General features: G+C 72.4%; 16 protein-coding genes. 13 read left to right on the top strand and 3 right to left on the bottom strand.

What is annotated here, in order from left to right:
- Window positions 1-8 precede the first annotated feature (8 nt).
- The 5 genes from AB0I11_RS22400 to AB0I11_RS22420 all read left to right on the top strand — a co-directional run bounded on the left by AB0I11_RS22400 (window position 9) and on the right by AB0I11_RS22420 (window position 5,629).
- Window positions 9-1,259, top strand: a complete 1,251-nt coding sequence (locus AB0I11_RS22400; RefSeq protein WP_357323616.1) for an ABC transporter substrate-binding protein — start codon at window positions 9-11, stop codon at window positions 1,257-1,259.
- A 1-nt stretch (window position 1,260) separates the two neighbouring features.
- The gene (locus tag AB0I11_RS22405) at window positions 1,261-2,142 is read left to right on the top strand and encodes a branched-chain amino acid ABC transporter permease (RefSeq protein ID WP_357323620.1); all 882 of its coding nucleotides are present in this window, start codon (window positions 1,261-1,263) and stop codon (window positions 2,140-2,142) included.
- 59 nt (window positions 2,143-2,201) lie between these two features.
- Window positions 2,202-3,209 carry a branched-chain amino acid ABC transporter permease gene (locus AB0I11_RS22410; protein WP_357323794.1) on the top strand — a complete coding sequence of 336 codons (1,008 nt, stop codon included), beginning with the start codon at window positions 2,202-2,204 and terminating at the stop codon, window positions 3,207-3,209.
- Window positions 3,210-3,440: 231 nt separating this feature from the next.
- Window positions 3,441-5,009 carry an MFS transporter gene (locus AB0I11_RS22415; protein ID WP_357323623.1) on the top strand — a complete coding sequence of 523 codons (1,569 nt, stop codon included), beginning with the start codon at window positions 3,441-3,443 and terminating at the stop codon, window positions 5,007-5,009.
- A gap of 11 nt (window positions 5,010-5,020) precedes the next feature.
- Window positions 5,021-5,629 (top strand): TetR/AcrR family transcriptional regulator, encoded by a 609-nt coding sequence (locus AB0I11_RS22420; protein ID WP_357323626.1) that lies wholly within the window; start codon window positions 5,021-5,023, stop codon window positions 5,627-5,629.
- A gap of 81 nt (window positions 5,630-5,710) precedes the next feature.
- On the opposite strand, the gene AB0I11_RS22425 is transcribed toward AB0I11_RS22420, so the two are convergent.
- Together AB0I11_RS22425 and AB0I11_RS22430 are read right to left on the bottom strand one after the other, a co-directional pair.
- Window positions 5,711-7,630, bottom strand: a complete 1,920-nt coding sequence (locus AB0I11_RS22425) for a helix-turn-helix domain-containing protein (RefSeq protein WP_357323628.1) — start codon at window positions 7,628-7,630, stop codon at window positions 5,711-5,713.
- Between the two features lie 14 nt (window positions 7,631-7,644).
- Window positions 7,645-8,427, bottom strand: a complete 783-nt coding sequence (locus AB0I11_RS22430; protein ID WP_357323631.1) for a 3-hydroxybutyrate dehydrogenase — start codon at window positions 8,425-8,427, stop codon at window positions 7,645-7,647.
- A gap of 183 nt (window positions 8,428-8,610) precedes the next feature.
- Between AB0I11_RS22430 and ruvC the strand changes: the two genes are divergently transcribed.
- The 8 genes from ruvC to AB0I11_RS22470 all read left to right on the top strand — a co-directional run bounded on the left by ruvC (window position 8,611) and on the right by AB0I11_RS22470 (window position 18,205).
- Complete coding sequence (gene ruvC / locus AB0I11_RS22435; RefSeq protein WP_357323634.1) at window positions 8,611-9,138, top strand: crossover junction endodeoxyribonuclease RuvC; 528 nt, start codon at window positions 8,611-8,613, stop codon at window positions 9,136-9,138.
- Entirely contained in the window at window positions 9,135-9,737 is a 603-nt protein-coding gene (ruvA, locus tag AB0I11_RS22440; RefSeq protein WP_357323637.1) for a Holliday junction branch migration protein RuvA, read from the top strand. The genes ruvC and ruvA overlap by 4 nt, the downstream gene beginning before the upstream one ends.
- A gap of 117 nt (window positions 9,738-9,854) precedes the next feature.
- A complete protein-coding gene (ruvB, locus tag AB0I11_RS22445) occupies window positions 9,855-10,919 on the top strand; it encodes a Holliday junction branch migration DNA helicase RuvB (RefSeq protein ID WP_357323640.1) in 1,065 nt (354 codons plus the stop codon).
- Window positions 10,920-11,040: 121 nt separating this feature from the next.
- Entirely contained in the window at window positions 11,041-11,400 is a 360-nt protein-coding gene (gene yajC, locus AB0I11_RS22450; RefSeq protein WP_357323644.1) for a preprotein translocase subunit YajC, read from the top strand.
- A 223-nt stretch (window positions 11,401-11,623) separates the two neighbouring features.
- Window positions 11,624-13,576, top strand: a complete 1,953-nt coding sequence (gene secD, locus AB0I11_RS22455) for a protein translocase subunit SecD (RefSeq protein WP_357323647.1) — start codon at window positions 11,624-11,626, stop codon at window positions 13,574-13,576.
- Between the two features lies 1 nt (window position 13,577).
- On the top strand, window positions 13,578-14,768 hold the full coding sequence (gene secF, locus AB0I11_RS22460) for a protein translocase subunit SecF (protein WP_357323650.1): 1,191 nt from the start codon (window positions 13,578-13,580) through the stop codon (window positions 14,766-14,768).
- 104 nt (window positions 14,769-14,872) lie between these two features.
- Entirely contained in the window at window positions 14,873-15,439 is a 567-nt protein-coding gene (locus tag AB0I11_RS22465; RefSeq protein ID WP_357323652.1) for an adenine phosphoribosyltransferase, read from the top strand.
- A 318-nt stretch (window positions 15,440-15,757) separates the two neighbouring features.
- The gene (locus AB0I11_RS22470) at window positions 15,758-18,205 is read left to right on the top strand and encodes a bifunctional (p)ppGpp synthetase/guanosine-3',5'-bis(diphosphate) 3'-pyrophosphohydrolase (protein ID WP_357323797.1); all 2,448 of its coding nucleotides are present in this window, start codon (window positions 15,758-15,760) and stop codon (window positions 18,203-18,205) included.
- A 62-nt stretch (window positions 18,206-18,267) separates the two neighbouring features.
- On the opposite strand, the gene AB0I11_RS22475 is transcribed toward AB0I11_RS22470, so the two are convergent.
- Window positions 18,268-19,110, bottom strand: coding sequence for a peptidylprolyl isomerase (locus tag AB0I11_RS22475; RefSeq protein WP_357323655.1), 843 nt, complete (start codon window positions 19,108-19,110; stop codon window positions 18,268-18,270).
- Window positions 19,111-19,158: the final 48 nt, after the last annotated feature.

A 19,158-nucleotide genomic window follows, 5' to 3' on the forward strand; every position in this document is an offset into this window, starting at 1 on the left:
GGGATGACATGCGTAAGAGCGTGGGTGTGGCCGCGGCGTCGGCGGCGGCCTTGCTGGTCGCCGGCTGCGGCGGCGGTGGTCCGCAGTCCGGCGGCGACTCGAAGCTGACCGGCGACAAGATCGTGCTGGGCGTGCTCAACGACCAGTCCGGGGCCTACTCGGAGCTGTCCGGGCGGAACTCGGTCAAGGCCGTGCAGATGGCCATCGCCGACTTCAAGGCCAAGTACGGCGACAAGGCGGTGACCAAGGACATCACCGTGGAGACCGCCGACCACCAGAACAAGCCGGACGTGGCCAACAGCAAGGCCCAGGAGATGTACGACCGCAAGGGCGTCGACGCCATCCTGGACGTGCCGACCTCCTCGGCCGCGCTCAAGGTCGCCGACGTGGCCAAGGAGAAGAAGAAGCTCTACTTCAACATCGGCGCGGCGACCACCGACCTGACCGGCAAGAGCTGCAACAAATACACGTTCCACTACGCCTACGACACCTACATGCTGGCGCACGGCACCGGCACGGTGACCACCGAGCAGGTCGGCAAGAACTGGTACATCCTCTACCCGAACTACGCCTTCGGGCAGGACATGGAGAAGAGCTTCTCCGCGGCCATCAGCAAGGCCGGCGGCACGGTGGTCGGCAAGGACGGCGCGCCGTTCCCGAACACCAGCGGCGACTACTCCTCGTTCCTGCTCAAGGCGCCCACGTTGAACCCGAAGCCGCAGGTGCTCGGCACCATGCAGGCCGGCGCCGAACTGGTCAACGTGGTCAAGCAGTACAACGAGTTCAAGCTCCGGGACAAGGGTGTCGGGCTGGCCGTCGGCCTGATGTTCATCACCGACATCCACTCGCTCACCCCGGCCGCGCTGGCCGGCACCACCTACACCGACGCCTGGTACTGGAACTTCGACCAGCAGAACCGGGAGTGGGCGGACAGGTTCCAGAAGGAGACCGGCACCCGGCCGTCGTTCGCCCACGCGGCCAACTACTCCGCGGCCATGCAGTATCTGGAGGCCGTGCAGGCCGCCGGCACCGACGACGCGGACACCGTGGTCAAGGGGCTGGAGGGCAAGGAGATCAACGACCTGTTCCTGCGCAACGGCAAGATCCGCGCCGAGGACCACCGGGTCATCCACGACGCCTACCTGGCCCAGGTGAAGCCGCAGGCCGAGGTCGGCGAGCCGTGGGACTACGTGAAGATCCTCAAGACCATCCCGGCGGCCGAGGCGTTCCGCGCCCCGTCCCCGGACTGCACGCTCTGACATGTCCGGGTTCCTGCAGAACACGTTCAACGGGTTGGTGGGCGGGGCGTTCTACGCCCTGCTCGCCCTCGGGCTCGCGGTCATCTTCGGCATGCTGCGGGTGGTGAACTTCGCCCACGGCGCCTTCTACATGCTCGGCGCGTTCGGGGCGTACGTGCTGCTCGCCGAGGCGGGCGTGCCGTTCTGGGCGGCCCTGGTGATCATGCCGCTGGCGCTGGGCCTGCTCGGCATGGCGCTGGAACGGGCGGTGATCCACCGGCTGACCCGGCTGGACCCGCTCTACAACTTCCTGTTCACCTTCGGCCTGACGCTGATCCTCCAGGACCTGGTGAAGTCCCGGTACGGCGTGCAGTCCAGCCCGTACGCCACGCCCGCCGAGCTGAGCGGGACGGTCGACTTCGGGCTCTTCGACTTCCCCACGTACCGGGTCTTCATCCTCGGCTTCACGGTGCTGCTCTGCGTCGCCGTGTGGTGGGTGCTGGGGCGGACCCGGATCGGCACGGTGGTCCGGGCGGCCACCGAGCGGCCGGAGCTGACCCGGGCCCTCGGCATCGACGTGGGCCGGTGGGTCACCCCGGTGTTCGGCTTCGGCATCGCCCTCGCCGGGCTGGCCGGGGTCCTCGCGGCCCCGATGCGCGCGGTCAATCCGCTGATGGGCGCCGACCTGATCATCGTGGTCTTCGCGGTGGTCGTGATCGGCGGCCTCGGCTCCATCTTCGGTTCGGTGGCGGCCGGCTTCGGCATCGGCCTGGTCCAGGCCTGGGGCGAGGCGTACCTGTCGGACTTCCCGATCGTGTCGCAGACCGTCGTCTTCGTGGTGATGGCCGCGGTGCTGCTCTGGCGACCGGCCGGCCTGTTCGGCCGTGAGGAGGCCCCGGCGTGAGCGCGAGGAGTGAGCCGCGAGCCCCGCAGTCGCGGACCGAGGGGGCGACGAGCAGCGTCGTGGACGTTCCCGCCGGGGAGGCGGCCCGCCCGGCGCCCCCGTCCGGGCTGCTCACCGTGGCCCGAGCCCCCGGCTGGGTCCGGTACGCCCTGCTCGCCGCCGGCCTGGTGGCGGCGCTCTGGCTGCCCAACGGGCTCTACCCGGCGGTGGCCGTGGACATCCTCTGCTGGGCGCTCTTCGCCGTCTCGGTGGACCTGCTGCTCGGCTTCACCGGGCTGATGTCCTTCGGGCACGCCGCGTTCTGGGGCACCTCGGCGTACGTGACCGGCCTCGTCGCGATCCACGCCGGCCTGCCCTTCCCGCTGGCGGTGCTGGCCGGGGCCCTGGCGGCGGCGCTGCTCGCGGTGCCGATCGGCTACCTGGCGGTCAAGCGGACCGGGATCTACTTCGCGATGGTCACGCTGGCCTTCGCGCAGCTGGTCTACTACGTGGCCAACGAGTGGCGGTCGGTCACCCAGGGCGAGAACGGCCTGCAGGGCGTGCCCCGGGAGTTCTTCGGGCTCGACCTCACCGACGACTACTACTTCTACTACGCGATCCTGCCGATCGTGCTGCTCGGGCTCGCCGCGGCCTGGCGGATCGTGCACTCGCCGTTCGGCCGGGTGCTGGTCGGCATCCGGGACAACCCGGCCCGGGCCCGCGCGCTCGGCTATCCGGTGCACCGCTACAAGCTGACCGCGTTCGTGCTCTCCGGGTTCCTGGCCGGGCTGGGCGGCGGACTCTTCGCGGTCGGCCACCGGTTCGTCTCGCTGGACGTGCTGCACTGGACCACCTCCGGCAAGGCGGTCATCGTGGTGGTGCTCGGCGGCATCGGCACGCTGTGGGGCGGGGTGCTCGGCGCGGCCCTGGTGGTGCGCCTGGAGGACTGGCTGTCGTTCTCCGGATTCGAGGCGATCGGCCTGGTCACCGGCGGCATCTTCGTCCTGGTGGTGCTGCTGTTCCGGCGCGGCATCTGGGGCACGGTCGCCCAGTGGGCGCTGCGCCGGCGGGGGCCGCGGCGCCGGTGACCCGGCCGCGGTGGCGGCCCGACGCCACCGCCCCGACGACCCCCCCCCGACGGCCGAGCGCCGCCGGGGGGTTCGTTTCGTGGTGGGCCGGTCCGGGCGGGCGGTGGGTGACCTGGACCACAAACGATACGAACCGGTTCCGTATCGAAACCCTCTCACCTAGGCTCGTCGTCGTTACGAGTCTGCCCCGTATCGTATTTGGATGCGGGGGAACCGGGGGGAGAAAACCGCGTGGAACTGCACGAGAACACCGGACACCCGAGGAGGTGGGCGATCCTGGGGGTGCTGGTGATCAGCCTCCTGGTGGTCGTCCTCGACAACACCATCCTCAACGTCGCCCTGCGCACCCTCGCCGACCCGGTGCACGGCCTCGGGGCCAGCCAGGGCGAGCTGGAATGGGCGATCAACTCCTACACCCTGGTCTTCGCCGGGCTGCTGTTCACCTTCGGCGTCCTCGGCGACCGCCTCGGCCGCAAGCGCTTCCTCATGATCGGTCTGGTCCTGTTCGGGCTCGCCTCGCTGCTCTCCGCGTACGCCCAGGACCCGGCCCAGCTGATCGTCACCCGCGCGCTGATGGGCATCGGCGGCGCCGCCATCATGCCGGTGACCCTGTCGATCATCTCCAACGTCTTCGACCCCCGCGAGCGGGGCCGGGCCATCGGCGTCTGGGCCGGCGCGGTCGGCCTCGCCGTGGCGATCGGCCCGGTCCTCGGCGGCGCCCTGCTCGAGCACTACTGGTGGGGCTCGGTCTTCCTGATCAACGTGCCGGTGGTCCTGCTCGGGGTGGTGCTGGTCGCCGCCCTGGTCCCGGAGTCCCGCGACCCGAAGCCGGGCCGGGTCGACCTGCTCGGCGTGCTGCTCTCCGTGGTCGGCCTGGTCGCCCTCACCTACGGCATCATCGACGGCGGTGAGCACGGCTTCGGCCGGCCGCAGGTCTGGGTCGCGATCGCCGGTGGGCTCGCCGTGCTCGGCTGGTTCATCACCCACGAGCTGCGCAGCGACCACCCGTCGCTGGACGTCCGCCTGTTCCGGGTGCCCCGGTTCGCCGCCCCGGTGGCGCTGGTCGGGCTGGTCTTCTTCGCCGCCATGGGCGTGCTGTTCTTCAACGCGTTCTACCTGCAGCTGGTGCGCGGCTACAGCCCGCTGGAGACCGGCCTGCTCTTCCTGCCCTTCGCCGCCGCCCAGCTGTTCTTCGCCCCGCGCAGCGCGGCGATGGTCCGCCGGTTCGGCGGCCGGGCGGTCGCGGTGGTCGGCCTCGTCCTGACCGCGGTGTCGCTGGGCGGCTTCGTCCTCGTCGACGCGGTCACCCCGATCTGGGTGGTGCTGGTCCTGACCTTCGTCCAGGGCGTCGGCATGGCGAACATCATGCCGCCGGCGACCGAATCGATCATGTCCGCGCTGCCCCGGGAGAAGGCCGGCGTCGGGTCGGCGGTCAGCAACACGGTCCGGCAGGTGGCCGGCGCGCTGGGCGTCGCGGTGCTCGGCTCGGTGCTCTCCGCGGTCTACCGGTCCGAGATCGCCTCGGCGCTGGGCGGCCTGCCCGCCCCGGCCCGGGACGCCGCCGAGGAGTCCATCTCCGGCGCGTACGCGGCCGCGGCCCAACTCGGGCCGGTGGCACCCCGGCTGATCGCCGCGGCCAACGACTCGTTCGTCGCGGCGATGCACTGGGCGGCCGGGTTCTCCGCGGTGGTGGCCCTGCTCGGCGTCGTGATCGCGCTGCGCTGGATGCCGGCCCGCCCGGCGGCCGCCCCGGCCGAGACCCGGCCGGCCACCGAGCCGGAGTTGGCCGGGACCGCGTAGGTTCAGCGACAATGTCTGACATGAACTCCACCGCAGATGCTCCGCGGTCGCCCGGGCGACCGCGGAGCGTCCGCGCGGACGAGGCGATCATCGAGGCCACCCTCGACCTGCTCGCCGAGGGCAGCACCCTCGAGGCGCTCTCCATCGAGGCGATCGCCGCCCGCGCCGGCGTCGGCAAGGCCACCATCTACCGCCGCTGGCCGGGCAAGGACGCGCTGCTGATGGACGCGCTACGCCGGCTCAAGGGGGTCCCGCCCCAGCCCGCCGGGGAGTCCGTCCGCGACGACCTGGTGCTGCTGGTCGGCGCGATCGGCCACAACGTCGACCCGCGGGCCACCAGGATCATGCCGTGCCTGGTGCCCGAGGTGAACCGCAGCCCGGACCACTACCAGCTCTACCAGAACATGGTCGAGCCGCGCCGGAAGCTGATGCGCGAGGTGCTGCGGCGCGGGGTGGCCAGCGGCGAGCTGCGCGCCGACCTCGACATCGAGCTGGCCATGGCGCTGCTCGCCGGCCCGATGCTGGTCCAGCGGGTGCTGCGCTGGCACCCCGAGCTGGACGACCGGGTCCTGCCCGAGCACATCGTGGACAGCGTGCTGGAGGGCCTGCGCGCCCGCTGAGCACGCCCCGGCCGGTGGGACTCGCGCCGCCCCGGCCGGTGGGACACGCGCCGCCCCGGCCGGTTTTCCCGCCGGCCGGGGTCAGTCCTCCGGGGTGCGCAGCCGGTGCAGGCGCAGCGCGAGCTGCACCTCCAGGGCCCGCTCCGGCCGCTGCCAGTCCGTGCCGAGCAGCTGGCCGACCCGCTCCAGCCGCTGGGTCACCGTGTTGACGTGCACGTGCAGCAGCTCGGCCGCCCGGGCCAGGCTGCCGCCCACCCCGAAGTACGCCTCCAACGTCTTCACCAGCGCGGTGCCCCGGCGAGCGTCGTAGTCGATCACCGGCCCCAGCGTGCCGGTGAGGAACCGCGCCACGTCCCGGTCGCCCGAGTCGCCCACCGCGCCCAGCAGCAGCCCCACGAAGCCCAGCTCGGCGGTGCTCGCCCCCTGCCCGGCGCGGCCCAGCGCGCCCAGCGCGGTCAGGCAGCGCTCCGCCTCGGCGAACGTGGTCGCCAGCGACGCCGGCCCGCTCGACGGGCCGCTGGCCCCGGCGGTCACCGGCCGACCGGTCACCCGGGACAGGTCCCGGGCCACCGCCCGCGCCGCCCCGCCGGCGTCCCGGCCCGGCAGCATCAGCACCACCCGGCCGTCGCGCGCCGCCGCCAGCCCGCCCCGGGTCGAGGCGTACGTGGTGGCCCAGGAGAGCACCCGCTGCCGGGCCGAACCGGTCGCGGCGAACGCGTCGTCGCCGACCGCCACCAGCACGTGTGGCGCGTCCAGGTCCACCCCGAGCCGGCGGGCCCGGCTGCGCAACGCGTCGGCGTCCCGCAGCGGCCGGGCGATCAGGTCGTCCAGCAGCTCGCCGCGCACCCGCCCCTCCGCCTCGGCCACGGTCCGGCGGAACAGCAGCAGCAACGCGGTGACCAGCGCGGCCCGCTCCAGGATCCGCTGGTCGGCGTCGACCAGCTCACCGTCCGGGCGCAGCACCAGCGCGCCCAGGTTCTCCGCGCCGGCCACCACCGCGGCGTACCAGAGCGGACCCCGGCGCACGCTGCGCCCCTCGGTCCGGGACGCGGCCACCGCCTCGACGATGTCGGCCCGGTCCGGCTCCTCGATCTCGCCGACCCGGGCCAGCCGCCGCCCCTCGGCGTCCAGCGCCAGCAGCGCCCCGCCGAGCACCTCGGTGACCGCCGCGGCCACGTCCTCCATCCCGCCGCCGCGCACCACCAGCGCGGTCATCCGGTCGTGCGCGGCCGCGGCCCGCTCCACCGAGCTGCTGTGCGCCCGGATCGTGCTGTTCGCCGCCGACAGCTCCTCCAGCGCCGACCGGGTCTCCGCCAGCAGCCGGGCCGTGTCGATCGCCACCGCCGCGTGCGCGGCGAGGGAGACCAGCAGCGACACCTCCTCCCGGGCGAACGGCCGGGCCGACCGGTTGGCCGCGTAGAGCACGCCGATCACGCTGGACCCGAGCCGCAGCGGCACGCCCAGGATGGCCACCAGGCCCTCCTCGCCCACCCCGCCGTCGATCTCCCCGGTGTGCTTGAACCGGTCGTCCTCCTGGTAGTTCGAGGTGACGTACGGGGTGCCGGTCTGGGCCACCAGCCCGCCCAGCCCGTCGCCCATCTCCAGCCGCAGCCGCTGGAACCGCGCCGAGATCGACCCGTCGGTGACCCGCATGTACGTGTCGCCGCGCTCCTCGTCGTTGAGCGTCATGTACGCCACGTCGGTGCCGAGCAGGATCCGGGCCCGGTGCACGATCGCCCGCAGCACGTCGTCCAGGTCGCGCAGCCCGGCCAGGTCGCTGGCCGTGTCGTACAGGCCGGACAGCTCGGTCTCCCGGCGCCGGCGGCGCGCCAGCAGCGCGCGGACCCGCAGCGCCACCACCTTCGCCTGCTCCAGCTCGGCCAGCCGGTCGGCGGGCAGCCCGGCGGCCCGGGCGGCGACCAGCGGGCCCTCGAACTCGACGGCGGCGGCCTCCCGGGCCAGCAGTTCCAGGAACTCGACCGGCGACGACATGACCGACATTGTGCGCGCGGCCACTAGTTGGCCGTCCAGCCCCCGTCGAGGGCGATCGAGGCACCGGTGATGAACGCGGCCGGCGACGAGCAGAGGTACGCCACCAGCTCCGCCACCTCCTCCGGTTCGATCAGCCGCTTGATCGCCGCCCGGGCCAGCATGATCTTCTCGACCACTTCGTCCTCGCCGATGCCGTGGCTGGCCGCCTGGTCGGCGATCTGGCTCTCCACCAGCGCGGTCCGCACGTACGCCGGATTGATGCAGTTGGCGGTCACCCCGTGCGCGGCGCCCTCCAGCGCGACCACCTTCGACAGCCCTTCGAGGGCGTGCTTGGCCGAGACGTAGGCGGCCTTGAACGGCGAGGCCCGCAGCCCGTGCACGGAGGAGATGTTCACGATCCGGCCCCAGCCGCCGGCGTACATGTGCGGCAGGGCGCGCCGGATCAGCAGGAACGGCGCCTCCACCATCACCCGCTGGATGTACTCGAAGCGCTCGGTGGGGAAGTCCTGCACCGGCGCCACGTGCTGCAGGCCGGCGTTGTTGACCACGATGTCCACGGCCGCGTCGAGCCGGTCCACCGCGGCCGGGTCGGCCAGGTCGATCCCCTCGGCCCGCCCGCCCGCCTCGGCGGCGACCGCCTTGGCCGCTGCCACGTTGCGGTCCACCACCAGCACCGCCGCGCCGGCCGCCGCGAGGCGCAGGGCACAGGCCCGTCCGATGCCGCTGCCACCACCGGTCACCAGGGCACTGCGACCGGAGAGGTCGACGCGTACGACGTGGGGGACCGCCACGGGTTCTGCCGTCATGGCGCACAAGCTACGAGCTGGGTGGCCGGCGGCACATGGGGCCGCGACACATACTCGACCGATTCAGTGTGTGGCGGATTACGGCCCGCCCGGGCCGGTGGGCGTGTCCCGCCCGACCGCCGTCCGGCGGCACCAGTAGGGTGTCGAACACACGTACTGCTGGTGGCTCGGGGAGGAGGCGGCGTGCGGGTGCTCGGCGTCGACCCGGGGCTGACCCGGTGCGGGGTCGGCGTGGTCGAGGGCGTGCCGGGGCGGCCCTGCACGCTGGTCGCCTACTACGTCGTCTACACCGATCCGGCCGACGAGCTGGCGCTGCGCCTGCTGCACCTGGACCGTTCGCTCACCGACCTGGTGGCCGAGCACCGGCCGGACGCGGTCGCCGTCGAGCGGGTCTTCACCCAGCACAACGTCCGCACCGTGATGGGCACCGCCCAGGCCAGCGGGATCGCCGTGCTCGCCGGGGCGCGGGCCGGCCTGCCCGTGCAGACCTACACGCCGAGCGAGGTCAAGGCGGCGGTGACCGGCTCCGGTCAGGCCGACAAGGCGCAGATGACCACGATGGTCACCCGGCTGCTGCGGCTGCCCGAGCCGCCCCGGCCGGCCGACGCCGCCGACGCCCTGGCCCTGGCCATCTGCCACATCTGGCGCGGCGGCACCCGATCCAAGCTGGCCGCCGCGGCCGAGCGGGCACGACGAGGAGGACTGCGATGATCGCCAGCGTGCGCGGCACGGTGACCGCGACCGCCCCGGACCACGCGGTGGTGGAGGTGGGCGGCATCGGCCTCGCCGTGCAGTGCGCCCCGGCCACCCTCGCCGACCTGCGGGTCGGCCAGCCCGCGCGGCTGGCCACCAGCCTGGTGGTGCGGGAGGACTCGCTCACCCTCTACGGCTTCGCCGACGACGACGCCAAGCAGCTCTTCGAGCTGCTCCAGACGGCCAGCGGGGTGGGTCCCCGGCTGGCCCAGGCGGTGCTCGCCGTGCACACCCCGGACGCGGTCCGCAAGGCCATCGCCAACGCCGACACCGCCGCGCTGACCCGGGTGCCCGGCATCGGCAAGAAGGGCGCCGAACGCCTCGTGCTGGAGCTGCGCGACCGGATCGGTCCGGTGCCGGTCGGGCCGGACGGCGCCGCCGGGGTGACCGTGGGCGCCTGGCCCGAGCAGGTCCGCCAGGCGCTGGTCGGGCTGGGCTGGACGGCCGGCCAGGCCGAGCAGGCGGTGGCCGCCGTCGCGGAGACCGTCGACGGCGAGACGCCCCCCGTGCCGGTCCTGCTCAAGCAGGCCATCCGCCTGCTGGGCCGCGCCCGATGATGAGCGCGAGGAGTGAGCCGGGTTTGCGAGCCCCGCAGTCGCGAATGAAGGTCAGCTGATGAGCGCGAGGAGTGAGCCGGGTTTGCGAGCCCCGCAGTCGCGAATGAAGGTCAGCTCGTGACCGGGGAGAACCTGGTCTCGGCGTACGTCGGCGACGGCGAGCTGGACGCGGAGGCCAGCGTCCGGCCGAAGCGCCTGGACGAGTTCATCGCCCAGCACCGGGTCCGCGACCAGCTCGACCTGCTGCTCAAGGGCGCCATGCGGCGCGGCTCCCCGCCCGACCACATTCTCCTCTCCGGGCCGCCTGGCCTCGGTAAGACGACGTTGGCCAACATCGTGGCCGCCGAGCTGGGCGCGGGGATCCGGGTGACCAGCGGCCCGGCGATCGAGCGCTCCGGCGACCTGGCCGCGATCCTGACCAGCCTCACCGAGGGCGACGTCCTGTTCATCGACGAGATCCACCGGATCGCCAAGCCGGCCGAGGAGCTGCTCTACAGCGCCATGGAGGACTTCCGGGTCGACGTGGTGGTCGGCAAGGGTCCGGGCGCCACCGCCATCCCGCTGGACGTCGAGCCGTTCACCCTGGTCGGCGCGACCACCCGGTCCGGTCTGCTGACCGGCCCGATGCGGGACCGGTTCGGTTTCGTCGCCCACCTCGACTTCTACGCCCCGGCCGACCTGGAGTCGTTGCTGCATCGCTCGGCCCGGATCCTCGGGGTGCCGATCACCGGCGAGGGCGCGGCCGAGATCGCCGGCCGGTCCCGGGGCACCCCGCGGATCGCCAACCGGCTGCTGCGCCGGGTGCGCGACTTCGCCGAGGTCCGGGCCGACGGGGTGGTCACCCTGGAGACCGCCCGGGCCGCGCTCACCGTGTACGACGTCGACGCCCTCGGGCTGGACCGGCTGGACCGGGCGGTGCTCTCCGCGCTGGTCGACTCGTTCCGGGGTGGCCCGGTCGGGCTCTCCACCCTGGCCGTGGCGGTGGGGGAGCAGCCGGACACCGTGGAGGAGGTCTGCGAGCCGTTCCTGGTGCGGGCCGGCCTGCTGGCCCGGACCCCCCGGGGCCGGGTCGCCACCGAGGCGGCCTGGCACCACCTGGGGCGTACCCCGCCGAATGGTACATTTGGCGCGGATGCTCCTCTGGTGCCCGATCTGTTCTCGGCCCAGACCGATCAGCCGTGATGCGAACGTGATCTGTGCCGCATTCGGCGTTCCCAGGAGCACGGACTAGACTTCGCCGCGGTCTGTACAGGACGTGAGAATCCGCCTCCGCTCCGGCGCCCTCGGGCTCGGACGAAGGCCAATGGGAAGGTCAACAACTGTGCCTCTCGCACAAACCGGTAGCGGGGCCGGCGGTCTGACGCCGATCCTCATGATCGCCCTGCTCTTCGGGGTCATGTACTTCATGATGATCCGCCCGCAGCAGAAGCGGCGCCGCGAGGCCGAGCAGATGCAGTCCCAGCTCGGCCCGGGCGACGAGGTGGTCACCATCGGCGGGCTCTACGGCACCGTCGTGGCCGTCGAGGACGACAGCGTCCTGCTGGAGGTCGCCCCCGGCGTGCAGAGCCGGTACGCGCGCCCCGCGATCGCCCGGGTCACCACCCGTGCCGAGCAGCCGACCGCCGAGACGGTCAGCGAGGACGCGAAGTCGGTCAAGGAGTGAGCCGCCGGCCCCCGGACGGGGCAGCGGATTCGTCGACACAAGTGGATAGTTGGGGCGGCGTCCGCCGCCGACAGGCGAGTGCCCGCCCGGTGCCCCCGCGCCGGGTCCGGTAGCCGCGCCGGCCGGTGACGCCGACCCGCCAGAGCAGTCGGGCGGACACCCCCGGCCCGACCTTTCGTCGCCGCTGCCCAGCGGTGCGACCGTACAGGGAGACAAGACAGCCGTGGCACCACCTCAGGGACAGATGCGCCCCGGACGGCAGTTGGCCGTGCTCGGGCTCATCTTCGTCGTCCTCTATCTCTTGGTGTTCTTCTCGGGCGGCGCCAGCGGTGGCTGGAAGGACCGGCTGGAGCCCCGGCTCGGCCTGGACCTCATCGGCGGCACCCGGCTGACGCTCGAGGCCACCAACACCGTGGACGGCAAGCCCCCGACCGCCGCCAACCTCGAAGAGGCGCGCCAGATCATCGAGAACCGGGTCAACGCCTACGGCGTGGCCGAGGCCGAGGTGGTCACCGAGGGCAACCGGAACATCGTCATCTCCCTGCCCGGTCAGAACCGGGACCTGACGAACGTCGGTGAGGCCGCCGAGCTGCGCTTCCGCAAGGTGCTCAAGGCCACCGACGGCAGCGGCGCGGCCGCCCAGCCGGCACCGTCGGCCAGCGCCACCCCGAACCCGTCCGGCAGCGCCAGCCCGAACCCGTCCGGCAGCGCCACCCCGAAGCCGTCCGGCAGCGCGTCGCCGAAGGCGACCGCCGGCGCGGGCGCCAAGGCCAGCGCGTCGCCGAGCGCCGGCGGGCAGGGCGGCATGGCCCCCACGCCGAGCGCCAGCGCCGCCGCGCCGACCGCGTCGGCCACGCCGAGCGCCGCCGCGCCGACCCCGAGCGCCAGCGCCAGCGCCGAGCCGGTGCCGCAGAGCATCGAGCAGCAGCGCAAGGCCATCGAGCAGAAGGTGGGCGCGGCCGCCTGGGCCGCCGCCTCCGGGCTGCAGGCGCCGGCCGACCTGGCGACCGACCCGTCGCTGGCCGACAAGCTCAAGCCGTTCGGCACGCTCTCCCCGCAGGAGGTCGCGGTGCTGCCGGTCGGGATCCAGTTCAACGTCCCGACCATCACCTGCGCCCAGCTCGACAAGCGGCCGGCCGCCTCGATCAAGAACGAGAACGAGCAGGCGGTGGCCTGTGAGTCCGGCGCCAAGTACCTGCTCGACAAGGCCAAGGTGCTGGGCACCGACGTCGACGACGCCAACGCGGTGCTCGACCAGACCAGCTCCTGGGTGGTCAGCCTCAACTTCACCGGCAAGGGCCAGGAGAAGTGGACCGCGCTGACCCGCGAGGCGTTCAACAACGAGGGCCAGGCCTGCGACCAGAGCGCGCTCGGCCAGGACGGCAAGTGCCGGGTCGCCGTGGTGCTGGACAACGAGATCGTCTCCTCGCCGGAGATCCAGGGCGTGCTGACCGGTGACTCGCAGATCACCGGCAGCTTCGACAACAAGTCGGCCAACGCGCTGGCCAGCCAGCTCCGCTACGGCGCGCTGCCGGTGACCTTCGAGCCGCAGGAGCAGCAGAACGTCACCGCGACGCTGGGCGACAGCCACCTGAAGGCGGGCCTGCTCGCGGCCGGCATCGGCATGCTGCTGGTCATCATCTACTCGTTCTTCTACTACCGGCTGCTCGGCTCGGTCATCTTCCTGAGCCTGGTGCTCTCGGCGTTGCTGGTCTTCGGCGCGCTGGTGGTGCTCGGCCGGTCGATCGGCTTCACCCTCACCCTCGCCGGCATCGCCGGCATGATCGTGTCACTCGGTGTGGCGGCGGACTCGTTCGTCATCTACTTCGAGCGGCTCAAGGACGAGATCCGCGAGGGACGCAGCCCGCGCAGCGCGGTGCCGCGGGCGTGGGTCCGGGCCCGCCGGACGATCATCTCGGCGAACGCCATCACCCTGATGTCCGCCGTGGTGCTCTACATCGTCTCGGTCGGCGCGGTGAAGGGCTTCGCCTTCGCGCTCGGCCTGGCGACCGTCCTCGACCTGGTCGTCGTCTTCCTCTTCCGTCACCCGATCATGACGATGTTCGCCCGGACCCGGGCGTTCCTGTCCCCGCGGGTCAGCGGTCTGGGCCGCGCCCTGCCGGCCCGGTCGGCCGAGCAGGCCACCGCTCGCAACCCGCGCGTCAAGGAGGCCTGAGATGGCTAAGAGTGGTCTGGCGTCCCGGCTCTACCGGGGCGAGGCCGATCTCAACATCGTCGGCCGGCGCAAGCTCTGGTTCGCCGTCGCCGGTGTGCTGGTGCTGATCGCCGTGCTCAGCTTCGCGGTCCGCGGCTTCAGTCTCGGTATCGAGTTCGCCGGCGGCAACTCGTTCCAGGTGCCGGCCAGCGTCGGCACCCTGGACCAGGCGGAGGACAAGGTCAACGCGGCGCTCGCGGCCAAGGGCGACGGCGCCACGGTGGTCACCGCGCAGAAGGTCGGCGGCACCAGCGGCGAGTACTACGAACTGCGCACCGGTCAGCTCACCGCGGAGCAGGCCAACGAGGTCAAGACCGAGATGGCGCAGTCGTTCGGCATCCAGGCCGACGAGATCAGCGGCAGCCAGGTCTCCGAGGCGTGGGGCAGCCAGGTCACCTCCCGGGCCCTGCTCGGTCTGCTGATCTTCGTGGCCGTGGTGGCGATCTACCTGATCCTCCGCTTCGAGTGGCGGATGGCGGCCGCCGCGATCGCCTCGCTCTTCACCAACCTGCTGCTCACCGCCGGCATCTACTCGCTGGTCGGCTTCGAGGTCACCCCGTCGACGATCATCGGCTTCCTCACCATCCTGGGCTTCGCGCTCTACGACGTGGTGGTGGTCTTCGACAAGGTCCAGGAGAACACCCGGGGCATCACCGCGAGCAACAACACCACCTACGGCGAGGCGGCCAACCTGGCGCTCAACCAGAGCCTCATGCGGTCGCTGAACACCTCGGTGGTCGCCCTGCTCCCGGTCGGCGGCCTGCTCTTCATCGGCGCCGGCCTGCTCGGCGCGGGCACCCTGAAGGACCTCGGTCTGGTGCTCTTCGTCGGTATGGCGGTGGCGTTCCTGACCTCGATCCTGCTGGCCACCCCGCTGCTGGTGCTGCTGAAGAACCAGGACCCGCGGATCAACGCGCACAACAAGCGGGTGCTGGCCCGCCGGGGCGCCATCGCCCGGGGCGAGCTCACCCCGAAGGGCGCGCCGCGCACCCCGGCGGCGGCCGAGCAGGCCATCGACGCGGAGGCGGCGGCCCTGGCCGGCGCCGCCCCGAAGGTGGGCGCCCGGCCGGCCGGCAAGCGCCCCACCGGCGCCCGGGGCGGCCGCCCCACCGGCGGCGGGGGCAACCGGCCGGGCGGCGCGAAGCGCCGCTGAGCCGGACCGGGGCGACCCGGTCCGAACCGACCGGACGGCGTCCGCCATGCTGTGCGAGCAGCATGACGGACGCCGTCGTCGTTCGAAGGGACATGGGACGTACCGTGACGGAGACGCACACCAGCGGGGTACGGGGAGACAGCGGCCCGGAGGTCGCCCGGCTGGTCGCCAGCCGGGTGCTGGACGTGCCCGACTTCCCGAAGCCGGGGGTCATGTTCAAGGACCTGATGCCGCTCTTCGCCGACGGCCGGGTCTTCCGCGAGGTGATCGACGGGATCGTCGCGTACCACGGGCGTGACTCGTTCGACACGGTGGCCGGCATCGAGGCGCGCGGCTTCGTGCTGGCCGCGGCCATCGCGTACGCCACCGGGGTCGGCGTGGTGCCGGTGCGCAAGGCCGGCAAGCTGCCCCGGGCCACCCACTCGGCCTCCTACGCCCTGGAATACGGCGAGGCGACGCTGGAGGTGCACCAGGACGCCTTCACTGCCGGCCGCCGGGTGCTCGTGGTCGACGACGTGCTCGCCACCGGCGGCACCGCCGAGGCCACCCTCGACCTGGTCGAGCGGGCCGGCGGCACGGTCGCCGGCTTCACCGTGCTGCTGGAGTTGGGCTTCCTCAAGGGGCGGGAGCGGCTGGCGCCGCGTCCGGTCCATGCCCTGCTGACCGTTTGACGTCCCGGCCCGTCGGGCGGACCCGCCGGGGTCCGTCCGGCGGAGCGGCGACGTACCCTGCGTGCGGGTAGCATTGCCCATTGCTGACCGGGCGGGCGACCGTCCGGCGGCGCGACGACCGGCCGGACGGCCGGCGCGGCGCGCGGTCGCCGGGACCGTGAGGTCCCCCGGCGGCCGGACGCGAGCCACGTCGACCGGGGGTGGTCGGCGCGGAACAACGCCGGCCCCCGGGCTGGTTGAACAGGACGTCGGCCGTACGGCCGGCGCATCCCCCGGCGAGCGGTGAGGAGGCCGGTGTCCCACGATGTCGTCCCTCCGGTGGAGGGCGCGGTGCACCCGACAGGCGACGCGGACGGCTCGGTGACCGAGCGCAACGGCAACCCGCCGGCCCGGGTGACGGGCGGTTCCGGTGGCGGGTCCGACGCCACGGCGGACGGCGGGGCGGTCGTGGTGCCGTTCCCGGCCGACGCCCCGGCGGACACCTCGCCCGGCGGTGGTTTCGCCCTGTCCAACGCGCCGACCGGTCGGCGGGTGCGTGCCCGCCTGGCCCGGTTCAACGCGCCCTGGCAGACCTCGCAGGTCAGCGAGGTGCTGGAGCCGCTGATCGCGACCCACCGGGAGAACCACCCCAAGGCCGACGCCCGGCTGCTGCAGCGCGCCTTCGACACGGCCGCGCGCTGGCACTCGGGTCAGTACCGCAAGTCCGGTGACCCCTACATCACCCACCCGCTCGCGGTGGCCACCATCCTGGGCAACCTGGGCATGGACACCACCACCCTGGTCGCGGCGCTGCTGCACGACACCATCGAGGACACCGAATACACTCTCGACGCGATGCGCGCCGACTTCGGCGGCGAGGTGGCCCTGCTGGTCGACGGCGTCACCAAGCTGGACAAGGTCAAGCTCGGCGACGCGGCCAAGGCCGAGACCATCCGCAAGATGGTCGTGGCGATGGCCAAGGACCCCCGGGTTCTGGTGATCAAGCTGGCTGACCGGCTGCACAACATGCGTACGCTGACCTTCCTGCCCCGGCCCAAGCAGGAGCAGAAGGCCAAGGAGACGCTGGAGATCCTGGCCCCGCTGGCGCACCGCCTCGGTATGAACACCATCAAGTGGGAGCTGGAGGATCTGGCCTTCGGCACCCTGTTCCCGAAGCGGTTCGAGGAGATCAACCGGCTGATCGGCGAGCACCAGCCGCAGCGCGAGGCGCTGCTGCGGCAGGTGACGCAGAAGGTGTCCACCGACCTCAAGGCCGCCAAGATCAAGGCGGAGACGACCGGCCGGCCGAAGCACCTCTACTCGATCTACCAGAAGATGATCGTGCGGGGGCGCGACTTCAACGACATCTACGACCTGGTCGGGGTGCGGATCCTGGTCGACACGGTGCGGGACTGCTACGCGGCGCTGGGCGTGATCCACGCCAACTGGCAGCCGGTCCCGGGTCGGTTCAAGGACTACATCGCCATGCCCAAGTTCAACATGTACCAGTCGTTGCACACGACGGTCATCGGGCCCACCGGCAAGCCGGTGGAGATGCAGATCCGCACCTACGCGATGCACCGCACCGCCGAGTTCGGCATCGCCGCGCACTGGAAGTACAAGGAGCACAAGGGCACCCCGGTGGTCGGCCCGCCGGCGCACATCGACGAGATGACCTGGCTGCGCCAGCTGCTGGACTGGCAGCGGGAGGCGGCCGACCCGAGCGAGTTCCTCGACGCGCTGCGGTTCGACCTGTCCAGCCAGGAGGTGTACGTCTTCACCCCGAAGGGTGACGTCATCCCGCTGCCGACCGGGTCGACGCCGGTGGACTTCGCGTACGCGGTGCACACCGAGGTCGGGCACAAGTGCATCGGGGCCCGGGTCAACGGCAAGCTGGTGCCGCTGGAGTCGACGCTGTCCAACGGCGACGTGATCGAGATCTTCACCTCGAAGTCCGACACGGCCGGCCCGACGCAGGACTGGCTGGGTTTCGTCAAGAGCCCGCGCGCCCGCACCAAGATCCGCCAGTACTTCAACAAGGAGCGGCGCGAGGAGGCGATCGAGGCCGGCAAGGACTCGATCGTCAAGGCGATGCGCAAGCAGGGCATGCCCTTGCAGCGGATGCTCACCTCGGACGCGCTGATGGCGATCGCCCGGGACCTGCACCTGGCCGACGTGGCCTCGCTCTACGCGGCGGTCGGCGACAGCCAGGTCTCGGCCCAGTCGGTGGTGCAGAAGCTGATGGCCGCGTACGGCGGCGAGGAGGGCGCGGCGGAGGACATCGCCGAGACCGCCGTCGCCACCCGGCCGCCGCGCAGCCGGCAGAGCAGCAGCGACCCGGGCGTCGTCGTCCGGGGCGTCAGCGACGTCTGGATCAAGCTGGCCCGCTGCTGCACGCCGGTGCCGCCGGACGCCGTCTTCGGCTTCGTCACCCGCTCCGGCGGGGTGAGCGTGCACCGGGACGACTGCGCCAACGCCGAGGACCTGCGGGCCCAGAGCGAGCGGGTGGTCGAGGTGAGCTGGAAGCTGACCTCGGCCTCCACCTTCCTGGTCGCCATCCAGGTCGAGGCGCTGGACCGGCACAAGCTGCTCGCCGACGTCACCCGGGTGCTCTCCGACGAGCGGGTCAACATCCTCTCCGCGACGGTCACCACCACCCGGGACCGGGTGGCGGTGAGCCGGTTCAGCTTCGAGATGGCCGACCCGAAGCACCTTGGGCACCTGCTGGCCGCGGTGCGCAAGGTCGACGGGGTGTTCGACGCCTACCGGGTCACCTCCGGCGCCTGATCGGGCACACGGAAAAGCGCCCGCCGGCTGTGGCCGGCGGGCGCTTTCGCGTGACGGGCGGGTCAGCCGCCCTGGATGTCGCTCATCGTCAGCTTGTTGATGACGATCTCCTTCTTCGGGTGACCGCCGCCGGCCTGCTGGGCGAAGGCGCCGTCGTCACCGGCCGCCGCCACCTGCTTCACCACGTCCATGCCACCGGTGATGGTGCCCAGGACGGTGTAGTTGGGGTCGAGCGGCGAGTCGCCGTAGACGATGAAGAACTGGCTGCCGGTGCTGCCGGGCTGGCCGGAGTTGGCCATCGCGATGACGCCCTCCGGGTACGGCGGGCGCTGGTCGGTGGGGAGGTTCTCCTCGGACAGGGTGTAGCTCGGCCCGCCGGTGCCGTCGCTCTGCCGCCAGCCCTTGCCGGTGGCGCTCGGGTCGCCGCACTGGAGCACCTTGATGCCCGAGGTGACCAGGCGGTGGCACTTGGTGTTGTCGAAGAAGCCCTTGCTGGCCAGGTGGGTGAAGCTGCCGGCGGTGCAGGGCACCTTGCTGCGGTCCAGCTTTGCGGTGATCGGGCCCAGATTGGTGTCGATGGTCATCGTCTGGGTGCCCTTGTTGCCCTGCTGGTTGTCCGGCAGGCCGACGTCCTTGACCTGCTTCGAGCGGGCCTCGGCGGGGACCTCGGTGTAGACGCACTGGGAGAAGCCGGCCGTGGTCGCGGCGTTCTGCTTCTTGTCGTCGTCGCCGCCGAGCGAGGTGGCCAGCCAGACGGTGCCGGCGACCACGAGCACCAGCACGGCCGCGGCACCGACGATCGCCTGCGTCTGCCGGCGCTTGCGGGCCCGGGTGGCCCGTTCGGCCATCTCCCGCTCGAGTCGGGCCCGCGCCGCCGCGCGCTGCCGCTCTCTCGTGGACGTCACGGTCACTCCTCCGGTGTTTCTCGGGTGCGGCGCTGCCGCTGCTGCTCA

Origin of the sequence: Micromonospora sp. NPDC050495 (assembly GCF_040655175.1) — a bacterium.
In the GTDB taxonomy this organism is placed as follows: Bacteria; Actinomycetota; Actinomycetes; order Mycobacteriales; family Micromonosporaceae; genus Micromonospora.

Bases quoted from the DNA above. Each gene is read 5' to 3' on its own strand.
- AB0I11_RS22425 (WP_357323628.1), bottom strand. From the start codon at position 7,630: ATGTCGGTCATGTCGTCGCCGGTCGAGTTCCTGGAACTGCTGGCCCGG.
- secF (WP_357323650.1), top strand. From the start codon at position 13,578: ATGGCTAAGAGTGGTCTGGCGTCCCGGCTCTACCGGGGCGAGGCCGAT.
- yajC (WP_357323644.1), top strand. From the start codon at position 11,041: ATGGGAAGGTCAACAACTGTGCCTCTCGCACAAACCGGTAGCGGGGCC.
- ruvA (WP_357323637.1), top strand. From the start codon at position 9,135: ATGATCGCCAGCGTGCGCGGCACGGTGACCGCGACCGCCCCGGACCAC.
- AB0I11_RS22405 (WP_357323620.1), top strand. From the start codon at position 1,261: ATGTCCGGGTTCCTGCAGAACACGTTCAACGGGTTGGTGGGCGGGGCG.
- AB0I11_RS22420 (WP_357323626.1), top strand. From the start codon at position 5,021: ATGTCTGACATGAACTCCACCGCAGATGCTCCGCGGTCGCCCGGGCGA.
- AB0I11_RS22400 (WP_357323616.1), top strand. From the start codon at position 9: ATGCGTAAGAGCGTGGGTGTGGCCGCGGCGTCGGCGGCGGCCTTGCTG.
- AB0I11_RS22430 (WP_357323631.1), bottom strand. From the start codon at position 8,427: ATGACGGCAGAACCCGTGGCGGTCCCCCACGTCGTACGCGTCGACCTC.